This window comes from Segatella copri, assembly GCF_019249655.2.
Lineage (GTDB): Bacteria > Bacteroidota > Bacteroidia > Bacteroidales > Bacteroidaceae > Prevotella.
Genome location: NZ_CP137557.1, coordinates 3,320,676 through 3,337,089 on the forward strand (window position 1 = coordinate 3,320,676; position 16,414 = coordinate 3,337,089).

The 16,414-nt window shown below is 47.1% G+C and carries 11 protein-coding genes and 3 pseudogenes; 6 read left to right on the forward strand and 8 right to left on the reverse strand.

What is annotated here, in order from left to right; genetic code table 11:
* Nucleotides 1–142 precede the first annotated feature (142 nt).
* The 6 genes and pseudogenes from KUA49_RS13625 to KUA49_RS13650 all read right to left on the reverse strand — a co-directional run.
* Nucleotides 143–4,894: pseudogene (locus KUA49_RS13625) on the reverse strand (DNA methylase); the annotation flags it as partial.
* Nucleotides 4,881–5,330 (reverse strand): DUF1896 domain-containing protein, encoded by a 450-nt coding sequence (locus tag KUA49_RS13630; RefSeq protein ID WP_118190184.1) that lies wholly within the window; start codon nt 5,328–5,330, stop codon nt 4,881–4,883. The gene KUA49_RS13630 and the pseudogene KUA49_RS13625, both read right to left, overlap by 14 nt.
* 174 nt (nt 5,331–5,504) lie before the next feature.
* Nucleotides 5,505–7,661: pseudogene (locus KUA49_RS13635) on the reverse strand (DNA topoisomerase).
* 100 nt (nt 7,662–7,761) lie between these two features.
* Entirely contained in the window at nt 7,762–9,420 is a 1,659-nt protein-coding gene (locus KUA49_RS13640) for a DUF4099 domain-containing protein (RefSeq protein ID WP_118066956.1), read from the reverse strand.
* A gap of 31 nt (nt 9,421–9,451) precedes the next feature.
* Nucleotides 9,452–9,730, reverse strand: a complete 279-nt coding sequence (locus tag KUA49_RS13645; RefSeq protein ID WP_081978971.1) for a helix-turn-helix domain-containing protein — start codon at nt 9,728–9,730, stop codon at nt 9,452–9,454.
* 77 nt (nt 9,731–9,807) lie between these two features.
* Entirely contained in the window at nt 9,808–10,107 is a 300-nt protein-coding gene (locus tag KUA49_RS13650; RefSeq protein WP_068856520.1) for a helix-turn-helix domain-containing protein, read from the reverse strand.
* Between the two features lie 166 nt (nt 10,108–10,273).
* Here KUA49_RS13650 and KUA49_RS13655 point away from each other — a divergent pair, with 166 nt between their 5' ends.
* The 3 genes from KUA49_RS13655 to KUA49_RS13665 all read left to right on the forward strand — a co-directional run bounded on the left by KUA49_RS13655 (nt 10,274) and on the right by KUA49_RS13665 (nt 12,465).
* A complete protein-coding gene (locus KUA49_RS13655; RefSeq protein ID WP_153093847.1) occupies nt 10,274–11,497 on the forward strand; it encodes a transposase in 1,224 nt (407 codons plus the stop codon).
* A gap of 251 nt (nt 11,498–11,748) precedes the next feature.
* The gene (locus KUA49_RS13660) at nt 11,749–12,036 is read left to right on the forward strand and encodes a helix-turn-helix domain-containing protein (protein ID WP_071122342.1); all 288 of its coding nucleotides are present in this window, start codon (nt 11,749–11,751) and stop codon (nt 12,034–12,036) included.
* A 93-nt stretch (nt 12,037–12,129) separates the two neighbouring features.
* Nucleotides 12,130–12,465, forward strand: a complete 336-nt coding sequence (locus KUA49_RS13665) for a helix-turn-helix domain-containing protein (protein ID WP_089543135.1) — start codon at nt 12,130–12,132, stop codon at nt 12,463–12,465.
* A 103-nt stretch (nt 12,466–12,568) separates the two neighbouring features.
* On the opposite strand, the gene KUA49_RS13670 is transcribed toward KUA49_RS13665, so the two are convergent.
* Nucleotides 12,569–12,952, reverse strand: a complete 384-nt coding sequence (locus KUA49_RS13670; protein WP_318331619.1) for a hypothetical protein — start codon at nt 12,950–12,952, stop codon at nt 12,569–12,571.
* An 8-nt stretch (nt 12,953–12,960) separates the two neighbouring features.
* Nucleotides 12,961–13,200 (reverse strand): annotated as a pseudogene (locus KUA49_RS13675) (tyrosine-type recombinase/integrase); the annotation flags it as partial.
* A 290-nt stretch (nt 13,201–13,490) separates the two neighbouring features.
* Between KUA49_RS13675 and KUA49_RS13680 the strand changes: the two are divergent.
* From KUA49_RS13680 to KUA49_RS13690, 3 genes are read left to right on the forward strand one after another with little or no spacing between them, the layout of a single operon-like run.
* Nucleotides 13,491–14,720, forward strand: a complete 1,230-nt coding sequence (locus KUA49_RS13680) for a tyrosine-type recombinase/integrase (protein ID WP_318331620.1) — start codon at nt 13,491–13,493, stop codon at nt 14,718–14,720.
* A gap of 31 nt (nt 14,721–14,751) precedes the next feature.
* The gene (locus KUA49_RS13685; protein ID WP_153133674.1) at nt 14,752–15,975 is read left to right on the forward strand and encodes a site-specific integrase; all 1,224 of its coding nucleotides are present in this window, start codon (nt 14,752–14,754) and stop codon (nt 15,973–15,975) included.
* Nucleotides 15,972–16,334, forward strand: coding sequence for a hypothetical protein (locus tag KUA49_RS13690; RefSeq protein WP_118355074.1), 363 nt, complete (start codon nt 15,972–15,974; stop codon nt 16,332–16,334). The genes KUA49_RS13685 and KUA49_RS13690 overlap by 4 nt, the downstream gene beginning before the upstream one ends.
* The last annotated feature ends 80 nt before the right edge of the window (nt 16,335–16,414 follow it).

Sequence of the window (16,414 nt, forward strand, 5' to 3'; positions counted from 1 at the left end):
CTTGTGAAAGTGTACTTTGTCCCGACCGCTTAATACAACATTAAGGTGCATCGGTCGGTAGGCTACCGCTGACGGAACAGCGGGTTAAAACTGATACTTAAAGTATCATTCCAACAATTATCTATGCGACTTCATGTCGCACCCACGGTGTGTCCAAATGATGAATAGCAACACACCTTTTTTGTGCATTTACGCCTGTACCTAACATGGATGTGGAGCCGAACAATACTCGTACCGAACCCTCGTTCATGGCTGCTATCACCGCCTTTCTTGCCCTCTCGTTCTTGCACTCCTGAATGAAGCGAATCTCTGACGAGGGTATTCCATAATCCTCTATCAGCTTACGCTTGATTTCAGAATACACGTTGAATTCCCCAGGTCTGTATGTGCCAAGATCTGAGAATACGAACTGCGTGCCCTTGTGATTGTCATAGCGTTTGTAATAGTCCGCTATCATCTTGGCACAATGGCTCGCCTTATTGTCGGGATGATCCTCACAAGTCGGGTCTATCATGCGCATATCGAGAGCCATCTTTCGGGCATAGTCCGTGGCAATGAGCATCTTTGCCTTCTCTTCCGTTTCTGACAGTGGAAGTCTGCCGAGGATGGTAGCATCGCCCGTCTTGGCAAACTCCATCAGTTTTTGGATGAAGTCCTCCTGCTCGGGTGTCGGTGGTATGTTATGAAGGATCTCGTTCTTCTGTGGTCTGTCCACGCCAACCGCCTCCGCCGTGCGATAGTCGGTTATCTCGTTGTAGAAAGCAGCAAGCTCCGGTACCTTGATGAAGTATCTGAAACGTTCCTTCTGTACGATGTTGTTGGTGACGTTAAACTCGAAGTCGGTAGTTTTCTTGGCGAAGATTGCCGCCCACGCATCGAAACAGCGGATGTCCTGACGCTCCAGTTCCTTGGGGCGCAGGTACTTGAAAAGCAGATACAACTCAGTCAGTGAGTTACTGATAGTTGTTCCCGACAGAAATGTCGCTCCCAAGTCTCTGCCTGTCCGCTCCTGTATGGTTCGGATGGCAAAGAGCATATTGAGTGCCTTCTGGCTCCCCTCGCTGTTGCCGAGTCCTGCCACACGGTCGTGACGGGTGTTGAACATGAGGTTCTTGAACTGGTGGCTCTCGTCCACAAACAAGTGGTCGATGCCCATCATGCGGAAGTCCACCACATCATCGGTACGCTGCTCGATGCTGTAGGCTATCTTCTGCAACTTCACCTCCAGATTCTGCTTTCGCTTTTCCAAGCCTTTGAGCATTCCCCTCGACACGTCTTTGCCCTGCGTGCGTATCACTTCCAAGTTTTCCTCCACGGTATCAAGCTCAGCCTGCAATATCTGCCGCTGGAGTTCTGGCGATTGCGGTATCTTCCCGAACTGGTCATGCGACATGATTACACAGTCATAGTCGTTGTTCTTGATGTTGTTGAAGAAACTGACACGGTTCTTGGTGGAAAAATCCTTCTCCGAGGCATAGAGTATCCTCGCATGGGGATAAGCTGTCTGATAGGTGGCAGCTATCTCCGCGACATTGGCTTTCAGCCCGATAATCATCGGCTTGTGAGCCATACCGAGGCGTTTCATCTCATGCGCAGCCATGCACATGATGAGGGTTTTGCCTGTACCTACGGCGTGGTCACATATCCCGCCGCCGTTCTGCAAAAGCATCCAAACACAGTCCTTCTGACTTGGATACACACTCTTGATGCCATACTTTCCGCCAAGGGCTTTCAAGTCCAAGCCGGGGAAGGTCTGGTGAGAACCGTCATACTTCGGACGCACGAAGCAGTTGAACTTCCGGTTGTACATTGTGGTCAAGCGTTCCTTAAAGGAGTCAGACTGCTCCTCCAGCCATTCAGTGAACCCGTTGCGGATTTCGTCAATCTTGGCATTGGCAAGCTGTATGCCCTCGCTGTCACGCACCTTGATGTCGTTGCCGTGTTCATCCTCACCGATGCTCTTCATCATGTCGGGACAAGTGTTGTGCAGGGCATGTTTCAGAAGACTCATGCCGTCATAGTTGCGGTAATAGCCCTTCACCATATACTCATCCGTGATGGCCATGGTCTTCATACTGCATTTTGCCGAATATTCGTCCATGCTGTCGGAATAGACGATGCTGACCTGTGTATTGAAGAGGTGGCTCATGTAAGCGGAATACACACCTGTAGGTATCCAACGCTCACCGAAGTTGAAGTCCAGGTCCTCAAAGGCTATCGGTTCGGGAATGCTTGCCTTCAAGGCTTCCAACGACTCCCTCACGATTGCATGGTCGGGATTTTCCTTCAGCCATTCTTCTATACGCTCCGCTTTCTCTATGACATTGCCAGCAATGAAGCGGTCGGCTATCTCGTAGCCGTCTATGAGCGGATTGTAATAGATGCGCCCTTTAAGCGCTTCCGTCAGTTCCGGTTCCAGCATATCCGATAATTCAGTCATATACGGCAAGTCGATACGGCCGAACTTGTTGAGCGAGGCGGTGAGCGCTTCCTCTGGAGAATCGACATGACTGACCTCGTCAAGCGAAAAAGAGACCGGGTGGTCGAAGATGTCTGACTTTATGAACTGTCCGTTTTCCACCCGTTCCAATGACAGCATGTCGCGCCCTGAGGCATCCATGAGGATGAACTTCACGTTCTGCTTGGCATTGAGGTTGCCGAAGCGAATGAAGAAAGCGTCATAATAGACATTCAGACTCTCACGCATCTGCTTGTTTTCCGTCTGTTCTTCCGCTTCATAGGTGTAAAGTTTCTGATAGGCATCACGGAGGGCGATATACAGGACAGCCTTTTCTTTCTGCTCCATATTCAGATCCAACGGCATGAAGGTAGCACCATACTTGGTAAGGTCTTTCAATACACCGATATTTCTGGCAGAGTCGAGCACCATAGAACCCTCACGATGAAAACTATCCAGTTTCTCATCAAATGGACGGGGCTTCATAGCATCCTCTTTCTTCTTTGCCAGCTCTTCCCGCTTTCTTTCTTGCCCTTTTTGTTGTTCCCGCTCATGATCTGTTTCTTCCAATGTGTTCTGAGTCTTGGAATCTTCTTTTGGCTCATTCCCTTTCGACTGTCCATACCCGATTTGAGCTTTGAGAACTTCTATCGGTTCCATCGGCGGCTTGAACTTCGGATCAAGCGTATCTTCAACGCCCAAAGCCTTGAGTTGTTCCTGACGGTGCAGTTCCGCCTTTTGGCGCAGCAGCACCCTGTCTTCGGGAGCCATGGTCATCATCATCTCGTAAAAGCCGTTGATTGGCGGATTCTCTTCCCAAGAGATGCTTGCGTATGGCTCATCCCCAAGCAGGATTGGTTTTGTCTCCTGTGCTGTTTCCTGCTCTTTTGCATCTGTCAACGAAGGCTTTTCTTCTTTTTCCACAGGCTTTGTCACAACTTCAAAAGTCGGATTTACGCTTTTTACCAACGGACTTGCTTTCTTCCTTGACACTTTCTTGGCGACAGCACCCACTGTTACCTCTGCTTTCTTCTTTGTAGCATGGACAGTCAGACGGTTTTCTTCTTCCATTCCCCAAAGGTCAAACAGCGTCATTTGCACTGGTGGCTGATGATGATTGGACTTTTGGGATAGCTCTGCATCATCAGTAGGCTTTTCCTGCTTTTGCAAGGATACTACCGTATCGCTCTGCTTTTCCTCAATGGAAGGCTTTATCTTCTCTGTTTTTTCTATCTTTTCTGTTTCTTCAACCTCCTTAACTTCCTCAGCCTTTGTTTCCTCTATCCCCAAGTATCGGTTCAAATTGAGGTTCTTCTTAAAGTCTTCATGGAGCATCTTTCGCAAATCCTCTGCAATGCCTTCCACGCCATCCTCATGCGTGTATATCATTGCAGGTTTGCCGAACGGGTCAGTATCCAACTTTGCTGTTGTATGGATAATGCGTTCCGGATGCTCCAGAAAGTAGTTGTTTGTCGGAATGCGGTTCTCGTCATTATAGACGGTATCAAGCAGGTTGTCGTCTCCTCGCAGCGACTCCTTTTGGCTGTTTTTCTGGAGGATGATGAGGTCACTGCCCACTTCCGTATTGGCATTTTCCGTGAACAGGTTGTTGGGAAGACGAATCGCTGACACGAGATCAGCATGATAGAGCATCATAAAACGCGCGGCACTGTTGTTTTTGGCATTCAATACGCCTTGTGAGGTGATGAAGGCAACCAACCCGCCGTCCCTTACCGTATCAAGAGCCTTGACAAAGAAGTAGTTGTGTATGCGTCTGGTGACAAGTGCCCTCATGCCTTTCATGGCTGTATAGGACGGATCAAACACGGCAACATCGCCAAAGGGAATATTTGAGATGGCGAGGTCGAAGTAGTCATTGAAAGGCTTTTCTATCTTCTCGAATCCCTCTATGCGCACTTTCTGCTCCGGGTGCAGATGGCGGAGTATCTTTCCCGTAAGCAGGTCTTTTTCAAATGCCATAATGTCTGCCTTGGGATTGTTATCCAAGACGGAATCGACAAAGGCACCGATGCCTGCCGAGGGTTCAAGTACCTTTTCGGGGATAATCTGATGCTCTTTCAACACATCCGTCAGAGCCTCTGTAACGGCTGACGACGTGTAGAATGCCGTGAGGACAGACTGTTTCAGACTGTCCATCAACTGTTTGTACTCGCTTTCATTCTTGCTGTTTTCACGGATAAGTCTATGCAGATCCACTGTTGGAGCAAACAATTCAAGGTCTGACTTTGCCCAATGGACGGCATCCGCCAGTTCCCTGGCAGGGTTCAGGATGCACTTCAATCCACCGAATCCGCAGTAACGCTCCAGAAGGAGACGCTCACGGGCGGTCGGCGTGCGCTGTTCCCTGTCAAGGATGAATGCCGTCTCTATCGCCTTGATGTTGTCGTTCAGACGTTGTTTTCTATTGTACGCCATTTGACTCTATGAAAAGGGCTACGGCTCCAGTCAACTCTGTGTAGAGCTGCTCGTAGTCCGGTGACTGGGCAAAATCGTCATCGGTGAGGTCGTAAATGGAATACACGTTATCAACCAAAGGCAGGAGGTTCTTGACAAACGCTTCCTGATCTTCTACTGCTACCTCCAGGGGAAACTCACTGTCAACAACATCATACAGGATGCTGTACTTGGAAAAGCGGAGACCTTTCAGCAATGCTGACATGGCAAGCTCTTGTGCTGCATCGGCAAAGAGGGCATCACGCCGTGCCTGCTCATATACTTCTGCGGCATGGTCTGCACGTTCGCGGATAAAGTCTGCATCGTTGGCTTGTGGAAAACGGTTCTCTCTGAGGTGGTTCAAGAGGTACAGTCCGTAATAGGACAGCTCTGTCTGTGCCTGTTTCTTTCTGTTCATTTGTCTGTTGAATGGATTAAGTGGTGAATAATAAACCGTGGATGGCGGTTGGTGTGAAAGCAAGAAAAAGGCACTCGGTATCCCTCCGAGTGCCGCCACTTAATCCACAGTAAATAAAAGCATCCTGAATAAAGACACCATTTATGAACCATGTTTCGGTGGCAAAGGTACAAACTATTTCTTGTATCTCTTCACATTTCCTCGCTTTTCTGCTGTTTTGCGCTCTGCAAAGACGAATTTCGTGTTGAAATTCTCGTCAAAGGCAATGGCTGCGGAGAACGATTTGCCTTGCTTGCTGGTGAAACCATTGAGCGTTCAGGTCTTGCCCTTGGTGAGCAAGTCGGTGATGTCGGCATCAGTGAGCAACTTTCCTGCTACCTGCTTGAACACTGGCATACCGCACTCCTTGTTGCTGCATCTTACTACCTTTCCGAAGAACTGCATGGTACCATGCTTGCATTTAGGACACTGGCAGCCGGAATCCTTGTGGCTGAAAAGTCTGTCGCAACCTAACAGCTCCGCAGTGATTTCACGGGTATAGCCTTCGATACTATGGGTGAACCCGTCTGCACTTGCTTCACCTCGTTCAATCTTGGCAAGTTCCGCCTCCCATTTACCCGTCATCTCCACATTGGCAATCGCCATGTTCTTCACTACGGAATGCAGGGCGAGTCCTTTTTCCGTCGGCACGAGTTTCTTCTGCTGGCGCACCATATACTCTCGTTTGAGCAGGGTTTCGATGATGGCGGCACGTGTGGCAGGTGTGCCAATACCGCTGTCCTTCATTGCCTGGCGCATCGTATCATCTACTATCTCTTTGCCTGCGGTCTCCATTGCTGCAAGCAATGTGGATTCCGTATGCAAAGGCTTCGGCTTGGTCTTGCCCTCCGTGATGGTGCAGCCTGAAAAGGTGATATGCTGTCCTTCTTGCCAGTTGGGAATGACTTGCTCCTTGACCTCATTGTCGGTTGTGTCTGCATTCTTGTCCTTCTTGCTGTTCTTTTCCTTGAGTGACAATGCTCGCCAGCCAGTCTGTCGGATGATGGAGCCGCTGATACCAAATTCTATTTCATGATCCACTTGCGCCGATACTGATGTGATGTCCTTGATGCAGTCTGCCGAGAACGCTTCAATCATCCGGCACAATATCATGTCATAAACGATCTTCTCGTCCTTGAAAAGACCAATGGCTGCGTTTTCAGTGATGAGCAGGGCATGGTGATCGGTCACCTTGGCTGCATTCACGCTGTTCTTGCTGTAGTCCTCACTGCAAGGCAAGAGTTTCACTTTCTCTCCATATTCCGAATGATTCTCTAAATTCTTGAAGAGTTTGGGAAGGGTGGCAAATACATCATCCGAGATATAGCGGCTTGATGTTCTCGGATAGGTGATGAACTTTGCCTCGTAGAGTTTCTGGGCGATGGAGAGTGTATGCTCTGCCGTGAAGCCATGCTGGGAGTTGGCTTCTTTCTGCAAGGTGGTAAGGTCGTAAAGGAGCGGTGCCTTCTCCACCTTTCGCTTGGTTGTGACCTTTGTGATGATGGCAGAGCCGGTATCTTTCACCTTATTATATATGTCGGTTGCGGTGGCTTTGTCTGTCCATCGGTTGGCAGATGTGAACTTCAGTATATTGCCACTGTCTGCATCAACCACACCGAAGTGTACCTGCCAGAACGGTTTCGACTCGAAACGCTTGTGTTCCCAATAGCGTTCGCACACCATGCCAAGGGTCGGAGTCTGCACACGACCTACGGAATAGGTGCCACGTCCTGCGGCTATCGTCAGGGCCTGCGTGCCGTTGATGCCGACGAGCCAGTCTGCCTCACTTCGTGCCTTGGCTGCATGATAGAGATTGTCATACTCCTTGCCATTTCTGAGGTTGGCAAGTCCCTCACGGATGGCGGAATCTGTAAGCGAACTGATCCAGAGACGGTCGAACGGCTTCTTGCAGCCGAGGTATTCATAGAGGTAGCGGAAAATAAGCTCTCCCTCACGTCCGGCATCGGTGGCGACGATGATGCGCTCGCTGCTGTCAAACAGCTTGCCGATAATTTTAATCTGGGCAAGCACACCTGCATCTGGTTTGTAGCCGTTCTCTGTCTTGACTTGTCGGGGAACAAGAACGAACGGGTCGGGAATCACAGGCAGATTCTCTGCATGGAATCCCTTCATGCCGTAGGTTTCCGGCATGGCTGGCTGCACTAAATGTCCGAATGCCCATGTCACATAATAGCCATTGCCCTGCATATAGCCTTCCTCACGCTTGCCAGCTCCCACAATGTGGGCGATTTCCTTGGCTACGCTTGGTTTCTCTGCGATGATTGTCTTCATTGTCTGTTGTTTTTGTGACACCCGTAACCGTGGAATAGTCGGTCGCAGGTGTCGGTTATTCTTTACTGATGGATTATTCAAATGGATTAAGTGGCGGCATCTACATCTTCACGCTTCTTGCCTTACGCTTCGGCTTCTGTGCCTCGGCGGTCTGCTCCTTCTGCTGCTTCTCGTTCTTCGGTGCAGACTGTCCCGGCTTCAAGGGTTCCTTGGTGTGCTTGGTCGCCTCGTTGGTCTTGCCCTGCTCGTTGACGGCAACCTGCGTCTTGTTCTCATTGGTCGGAATCTGTTCCTTTGCCTGCTTTAGGTCGGGATTGTTGCGGTAGGAACGTGGTTGCATCTTGTCGAAGTCGAACTTCACATAGGCGGTATAGGTACCGCTGCCGTTCTTGTTCGGCACTTCCTTGATTTCTATGGTCTTGCCTGCCACATAGTCGTCCTTCTGCTGCTCGGTCAACTCCTTCTTGAAATAGGTGTTGAGTCGGCGGATGGTTCCGTCCTCATTGAGCCAGTGGTTGGGATCTTGCTGTTTCTTCTGACCGCCCGTATCACCTTCTGCCTTCTGCTCCTGCTTGTCAGCGGTTTGCTTCTTGTCGCCATTCTGTTTCTGACCTTGCGCCTGTCTTGTGCTGCCAGGCACGAACTCCACGCCACGCTGTTCCACATTCACCTGCAGCAGCGGTGTAAACTTGCGCCCGTTGGCAAGCTCAATCTCCTTGCGAAGCGGAATACCTGAGTAGAGCACTCTCTTGTCGTCCTTGGTAATAGGTGTCTTGCCGATGGTATCGGGTATGCGCACCTTGTTGGTCGGGATGTCAACAATCTCATTGGTGAGACGGTCGATACTGATGAAATGAGGACGCAGCTCACCTGTATTCTTGTCGGGGAAATCCACAACCTTTCCGAGGTTGCCGTTCTGCAACAGGTTCTTCTTGTCCTCTGGAGTGAAGGTATAGCCTTTGTAAGCGACATCGAGTTTAGGCTCGTTGCGCACGAAATGCGGCACGAGTTGCAACTGGTCGTTATCGTCCTTGCGGAATGACAGACGGGCCTGTATCTCTATCTGTTCACCGCCGAAGGTCGGCTTCACAATCACAAGCCCCGTCTTGCCGTAGTTGAGCAGGGCTTTCATATCCTTCTCATTCATACTGTTGAAGTCTATGCCATATTTGGCACCCAATTCCTGCAGGTTCACATCGTTACCACTGATGAGGTTCTGCTTTACACCCGGAGCGGTCTGTGCCTGCTGTTCGGCTGCGGTCTGTTCTGGTTTCTGTTCCATGTCGTTCTCTTTTTCGTTGGTTTGTTCAGATGATACATTCTCTTTTTCTGTGTTAGCTTGCGTCTTGGACGCATCGTCCGATGATGCGGTTTCTTTCGCCTGACCTTCCGATTGCTTTGCCTCTTTCTCATAATTGGAGGTGTCAACCTTGTGGGCGGAAAGAATCTCCTTGTTAGCCTCCGGATCTTTCAGCAACTCCTTCATCACGCCAAGCAGGTTTTCCACCTGGTCTGCCGCTATGCGGTAGAATCCGAATCGGCTTGGCTTCTTGCACTGGCGGAAGAAGTTTCTAAAGAAACTGTCCATCAGGTCGCTGTTGCGGTCAAAACGCAGGAAGTCGGACGTGTTCTCCGCCTTGGCGGGTGCTCGCTTCGGTGTGCCGTCCCTGCTGAGTCCGGCGACGACGCTGATCTCGCCCGTCTTTTCGTCACGGACTACCAGCACGTCCTGTTCATCACTCTTTTTCTTTTGTACCATAATTGTAAATTTTTAATGGTGAATACTGTTGTTATTTGAATTTCTGATGAATGCGAGTCAAGTAATGCTCCACATTCTCTTTCTTGAATTCTTTGACATTATTCTCTACAAACTGCATCACATCCTCTTCCGTGTAGTAGGTTTTCTGCCCCAAACGCTTGTAGGGAAGCACTCCCAGACTGCGATAGCGTTGAAGGGAACGAGGGGAGATTTGAAATAAGAGGCAGAGGTCTTGGTTGTCAAGCAATTTTTCATTGATGGCAGAACTTCCTTTTTGCTCCGTCTCTCGTTCGTGTCTCAACATCAGCATGTCGTAGATGCCGTCTATCTTTTTGTGTAGGTCATGGAGATATAACTCCAGTTTTCTCAATGTTCCATCTTCCATGCTCATGTTTCCTTTGCTATTGTTCGTTCCTCAACCATTCTTTCAATGGCTTCAACTTGGTATCGGCATTGATTACCAATTTTAATAAAATCAATGCGGTTCTCTGAGCGCATTCGCTGCAAGGTGCGCTTGCTCACACCAAGCATCTTGGCTGCATCGTCATTGGTCAACATCGGCTTCAATCCCTTACCCGTCAGGTTCTCTTGAAATGCCATTTTTGCCAATCGCACGTACTGGACTATTTCTGTCAACTGTTCTGTCAGCTTTTTGAAGGCTGCACTTTCCATTGTTATTACTTCCATTCTAATTCCGTTTGAAATGTTATATCAATACTGCGTTAAATTAATATTTAATCGTCTGTAAATCAATAACTTATATTAAGAAATGCTTATGAAAACTTAACTATAGAAAGTTGGTCAAGTCGCTGATTTTCAGTAACTTTGCAAATCACGACAAACGCAAAATTATATGAATACAGGACTTGACCAATATATGGATATCTTTAAAGATGCAGTTGAAGATTCGGCTGCAAAGTTAACAAAAAGTTTCGAGAAAATACTCATCGAGGTGATAATTTTGTTCATGGTAATACCAAGAAAGATAAATTTCACCCAAATGGGGAGGTATGGCTCGCATGTTGAGCAAACCTATCGCAACGCATTCGGCTTAAAAAAGTCGAAAAGCATTGACTGGCTCAAACTTAATGTCTCACTTGCCAAGCGCTTCTTTGGTAAACAGGGAAGATGGGCTATTGCCATTGATCCCAGCTACATCAGCAAAGCTGGCAAGAAGACTCCACATATCGGTCGTTTTTGGTCGGGATGTGCACAGTCTGTTAAACATGGTCTCGAAATCATGGGTATTGGCCTCATTGATATTGATGCCAAAGACTGCATGATGTTAAAAGCACACCAGTCGCTAAGTAATAAAGAACTGAGTCTTAGAAACAAGACTATGGTAGATTTCTATATCAGCGTCATTAAGCGTTACCGCAAGGAACTTCTTAAACTCTCAACCCTCATAGTTGCAGATGCTTACTTCTCTACAAGTACATTTGTTAATGGGATAAAGAAAGAAGGGTTCTCTTTGATAAGCCGCTTTCGTGACAATGCTTGTCTCTTTTATGTCTATGCTGGTCCACGTACTGGAAAACGTGGTCGCCCCAAGACCAAGGATGGCAAGATTGATATGAAGAATCTTGACCTCACTCGAATGGAGAAGATGGAGATGAAAGATATAGAAGGAACAGCTTATACTTTGATAGCCTATTCCAAGGCACTCAGGTGTAAAGTTAGACTTGTCATCTGGCAGATGCCGAATGGCAAGAAGAAACTATTCTTCTCTACAGACACCTCACTTTCGGGTGAAGAAGTACTTCTTTATTATAGAACCAGGTTCCAGATCGAATTTTGCTTTCGTGACGCCAAAGGCTATACTGGTCTTATGGACTGCCAGGCTCGCGATAAGTGGAAACTCGATTTTGCTTTCAATGCTTCGTTCACATCACTAAATGTTGCCAAGGTAACTATGAAGGAGATGGGAATGGAATATTCTATGTCTTCATTCAAGTCACTGATGACCAATATTTATCTGGTGAAACGAATTTTTAAAGCAAGCGGGTACACCCCGAACCGAACTTTAATTAGCAAGATTTTCAAAGATCTCTCGTGCTTACAGCGTATAGCTGCTTAGCACATTATTGAATTATTAACGAACTATTGTTATATAATTCGTTGTTTTTATTTCTCGGCAGCAAAATTAAGCATTTGAGAAATACCCGTTTAACAACTCATTAATGACTCACGTATAATTTTCTTGATTTTTCTTGCCAAGCGGTCGGCAAACCCCAGAAAAGCACTGCCACAGTTATTTATTTTCATTGTTTTTCAACATACACACATTAACTTTGCACCCGAATTTGTTGAACCAATAAAACAGAGAATATGGAAGTAGTAACAATGGAAAAGAAGGCATTCGACTTGATGATGGCAAGATACGATGCCTTGGTAAAGAAAGTTGAGTTGCTGAAGCATAAGGCTAACGGCAAGCGTCTGAACAAATGGCTTACAGGTCATGAGGTCTGCCAGCAACTTCGCATCAGCCAGCGCACCTTACAAAAACTTCGTGACCGCCGTTTCTTGGGGCATACCCAGATAGGTCGCCAATTCTATTACTGCCCCGAAGAGGTCAAAGCCATCGTTCCGCTTATCGCCAGAATCAAATCGGTATAGCATAAAACCAAGCTCGCCCAAGGCAAAGCCGAAAACTTCACCCTGGGCGAGCCAACACATTTTATATTCACCACTTAATCCAAATTGTAAACAATGAACATGAACCAACTTCTTACGCATGAGAGCAAGTCGATAGACACCGCCATGCAATCCTTGAAGAAAGCCAACAACTGGCTATCCTCATTCATCGAGTCCTACAGCCCACCTTTGGACGGGGAGCGATACCTCACCGACAAGGAACTCTCCGAGCTCCTGAAGCTTAGTCGCCGTACCTTGCAGGAATATCGCAGGCAAGGCATTTTGCCCTACATTATATTATGTGGCAAAACCCTCTATCCGGAATCCGAGATACAAGCACTTCTCACTGGTAATTACCGCAAGCCGATAATCGACGGCACTGTTTCACAAGGGGAGGGTACTGCTTCATAATAGCGAAACAAAAATAGCGTACAGGGTACAACGACAAAAATCGTTCTCTCTGTACGCTATTATATTATAAAGGTGTAGGAATCTTATTAAAAGATGAGAGATTCTAACTTGCACCTCTTGGCATCGTTCCGTTCATCACAATAATCATCGGATACTCGTGTTTTACTTGCTCTGCTTGGCAATCCTTGCGGTTCACAACCTTACTGATAAACCATTGTCTGAACAACAAGGCTTGGTATGTATCCATTTGAAGTGCTATGGCGATAATCACTTCCATATCATAGACATGCGCAGAATATCCATTTTCAAGTTTGATGTATTGAGAATGCTGGAAATCTTTCAGCACACTTTGTTTCCCAATGCGCTTGATGGTATTCTTCACTGCTGTCCCTGTTACATTCAACAGTTCGGCAATCTCCCAAACTGTCATCCACACCTCACCATGATGCGGGGCGTAGATGACCATATCTTCTTGTATTGTTATCACTTGTCGTTTCATACTCTGCCATTTATAGTGTTAGTATTATCGTTGCAAACATTTCCAAACGTGAATTCCTCAGTGTTATTAATCTGCTGAGACAACTTTTCCACGTCTTTGCTCAATTTCTCCTTGGTAATTTTGGCATATACCTGGGTTGTCTTTATGTCCTTGTGACCAAGCATTGAACTCACGGTTTCTATTGGAACTCCGTTGGAGAGGCAAACCGAGGTTGCGAACGAATGACGGGCGATGTGCACAATTTAAGCAAAAGCAACGGAAAGCGAAGATGAGAGAAATGAACTGCAAGTGGTTGAGAATGAGCAATATTTCATAATTCTGCCAATTGGCTGCAAAGCAAAGCCGAGCAGGATATTGAGTTATTTCAGTTACCAAACCGTTAGCGGTCAGTTACCGAAACCAACACTGCTAACGAGGTGAAAAACAAATAGTTTGTCACCAGTGTTTGTTGCACTGTTCTGCACAACTTTCAATGACGGAGAATGCTTACTGATTGATTATTTTTGCAAACTAAAAAAGTAAGCAGATGAAAGTTGAAAAATTCAAGGTGCTGCTCTACCTTAAAAAGAGCGGATTGGACAAGAACGGTAAGGCTCCCATCATGGGACGCATCACCCTTAACCGAACAATGGCGCAGTTCGGTTGCAAGTTGTCATGTACGCCAAAGTTATGGAATCCACGTGAGAGCAGACTTGACGGCAAGAGCAAGGAGGCTGTGGAAGTGAACGCCAAGATTGACAAGCTGTTGCTGGCAATAAACTCAGCCTACGAGTCACTTGTGGAGCGCAAGACGGATTTTGACGCAAAGGCGATAAAGGATCTGTTTCAATGCAGTGCAGACACTCAGATGACCTTGTTGAAGCAGCTTGACGCCATCATTGCGGACATTGAGTCAAGAATCGGCATCGACTACAAGAAAGGCACGCTGCCAAACTACCAGTACACTCGCCTGACATTGGGATTGTTCGTCAAGAAGCGTTATGGAACTGACGATGTGGCATTCGGTGAGCTTGACGAGCAGTTTATCCGTGAGTACATGGACTTTTGCTTGGACGAGAGAGGTCTTGCACTTGATACTGTCCGCCACTATCTCGCCATCTTGAAGAAGACCTGCCGAATAGCTTTCAAGGTAGGACACTCCGAGCGTTATCATTTCATGCACTTCAAGCTACCTCAAAAGAAAGAGAATCCACCAAAGGCATTGACACGTGAGGACTTCCTGAAAATTCGTGACCTCGAAATACCAGAGCGAAGAAAATCGTTGGCTTTGACCCGTGACCTTTTTCTTTTCGCTTGCTATACAGGCACGGCTTATGCCGATACTGTTTCTATCACGGAAGAAAACCTCTTTCGTGATGAGGAGGGTAGCCTTTGGCTGAAATACCACAGAAAGAAGAACAAGATGCTTGCACGTGTGAAGTTACTGCCAGAGGCGCTTGCCATGTTGGAGAAATACAAAGACCCGACAAGACCTACTCTTTTACCGCCACAGGAATTTCGAGTGCTGAGAGGTAACATGAAAAGTCTCCGAGTACTATCTGGCATAAGTATGGATTTGGTCTATCATGTTGGACGGCACAGTTTCGCATCGCTCGTTACGCTCGAAGAAGGTGTTCCGATAGAGACTATCAGCAGAATGCTTGGTCACAACAACATTCAGACCACGCAAATCTATGCACGTGTCACTCCGAAAAAGCTATTTGAGGATATGGACAAGTTCATCGAAGCCAACAAGGACTTCAAGTTTGTTCTGTAATATTATCACAAAATAAGAAAGGAACATAACAATGAGAAGTACATACAAGCAGTTTTATTATATCAACCGTGGCAGAGTAAAGGCAGACGGAACCACATCTATATTTTGCCGTATCACGATTGACGGCAAAGTGTCAGCCATAGCAACAGGTCTTTACTGTGCTCCCGAAGAATGGGACACGAAAAAAGGTGAAGCCAAGAATGCAAGAGTGAACGGACAACTGCAAGCGTTCAGACTAAGAATTGACGAAGCCTACGAGCAGGCAACAAAGGAAAAGGGCATCGTTACCGCCGAGATTCTGAAGAATGTTATTGTTGATGCAAATACTATCCCGATGACATTGCTTGCCACTGGCGAGGAGGAGCGTGAACGCCTTAGGCTGCGCTCCATCCGTATTAACTCAACATCTTCTTATCGCCAATCTAAGACATCGCAGCTCAACTTGCGAGAGTTCATCGGGTTACGAGGAATGAATGACATTGCATTTGAAGATTTGACTGAGGAATTTGGCAAATCTTATAAGTTGTTCTTGATTGGCAAAGGATATAGTGCATCCAATACGAACCATAATCTTTGTTGGCTGCAACGCTTGGTTTATATCGCTGTTGACAGAGGTCTGCTGAAATTCAATCCATTGGAAGATGTCGGATATGAAAAGAAAGGCTCACCAAAACGTAGACATATATCCAGAAATGACTTGCTGCTCATTATGGAGACTCCTATGGAGGATAAGGCTTTGGAGTTGGCACGCAGAATGTTTGTTTTCTCCAGCCTTACAGGTTTGGCTTATGTCGATTTACGTAACCTGTATCCACACCATATCGGGATGACGGCAGACGGTAGAAAATACATCCGTGAGAAAAGAGCAAAGACCAACAACGAAGCGTTCATTCCCTTGCATCCGATAGCTGAACAAATAATGTCGCTATACAATACAGCGGATGATAGCAAACCTGTTTTCCCTCTTTCTTCACGTGATTCCATGTGGTTTGAATTTCATTCACTCGGTGTGGCTTTGGGTATAAATGAGAACCTTACCGCACACGTTGCAAGACATACATTCGGAGTAAACATGGTTACTTCGGGCATATCAATGGAAAGCATCGCCAAGATGATGGGGCATTCCAACCTGCGAAGCACCCAGGTCTATGCCGTCATCACCGATGACAAGATATCCAAGGACATGGACAAGCTGATGCAGCGCAGAGAAACAAAAGAAACTGACCAGAATAAAAATAAGGAGGACGGGAAATGAACAGAGGAGTTATAACTATCAGCGAGAGCGGAACGGTATCCATGCCGACCGATACTGTATGGATGACCATGCAGGAGATTGCCGACATGTATAATGTATTCGGCTACTATGTGCGCAAGGCTGTCAAGGCTGTATTCAAGGACGGCATTCTGAAAGAGCAGGGTGTACGCCGTCATGTCAGGAAGAACGACCGCATCAGCTATGATGTGTATAGCCTTGAACTCGTCATTGCGGTAGCCTTCCGTATTGACAGCATTGAGAGCAGAGCCTTTCGGGAGTTCATCATGCAGTCCGTCATCGGCAAGCAGACAAGCCGCACTAAACTGGTCTGTATCTTTACAGAGAACGCAATGGCATAGAACAGCCATATAAAGCAACGTTCCTTGGAGGCTTTGCGCCTCCAGCCACTTGGGCGAACCACCGCAGTGTTTTAGCATGG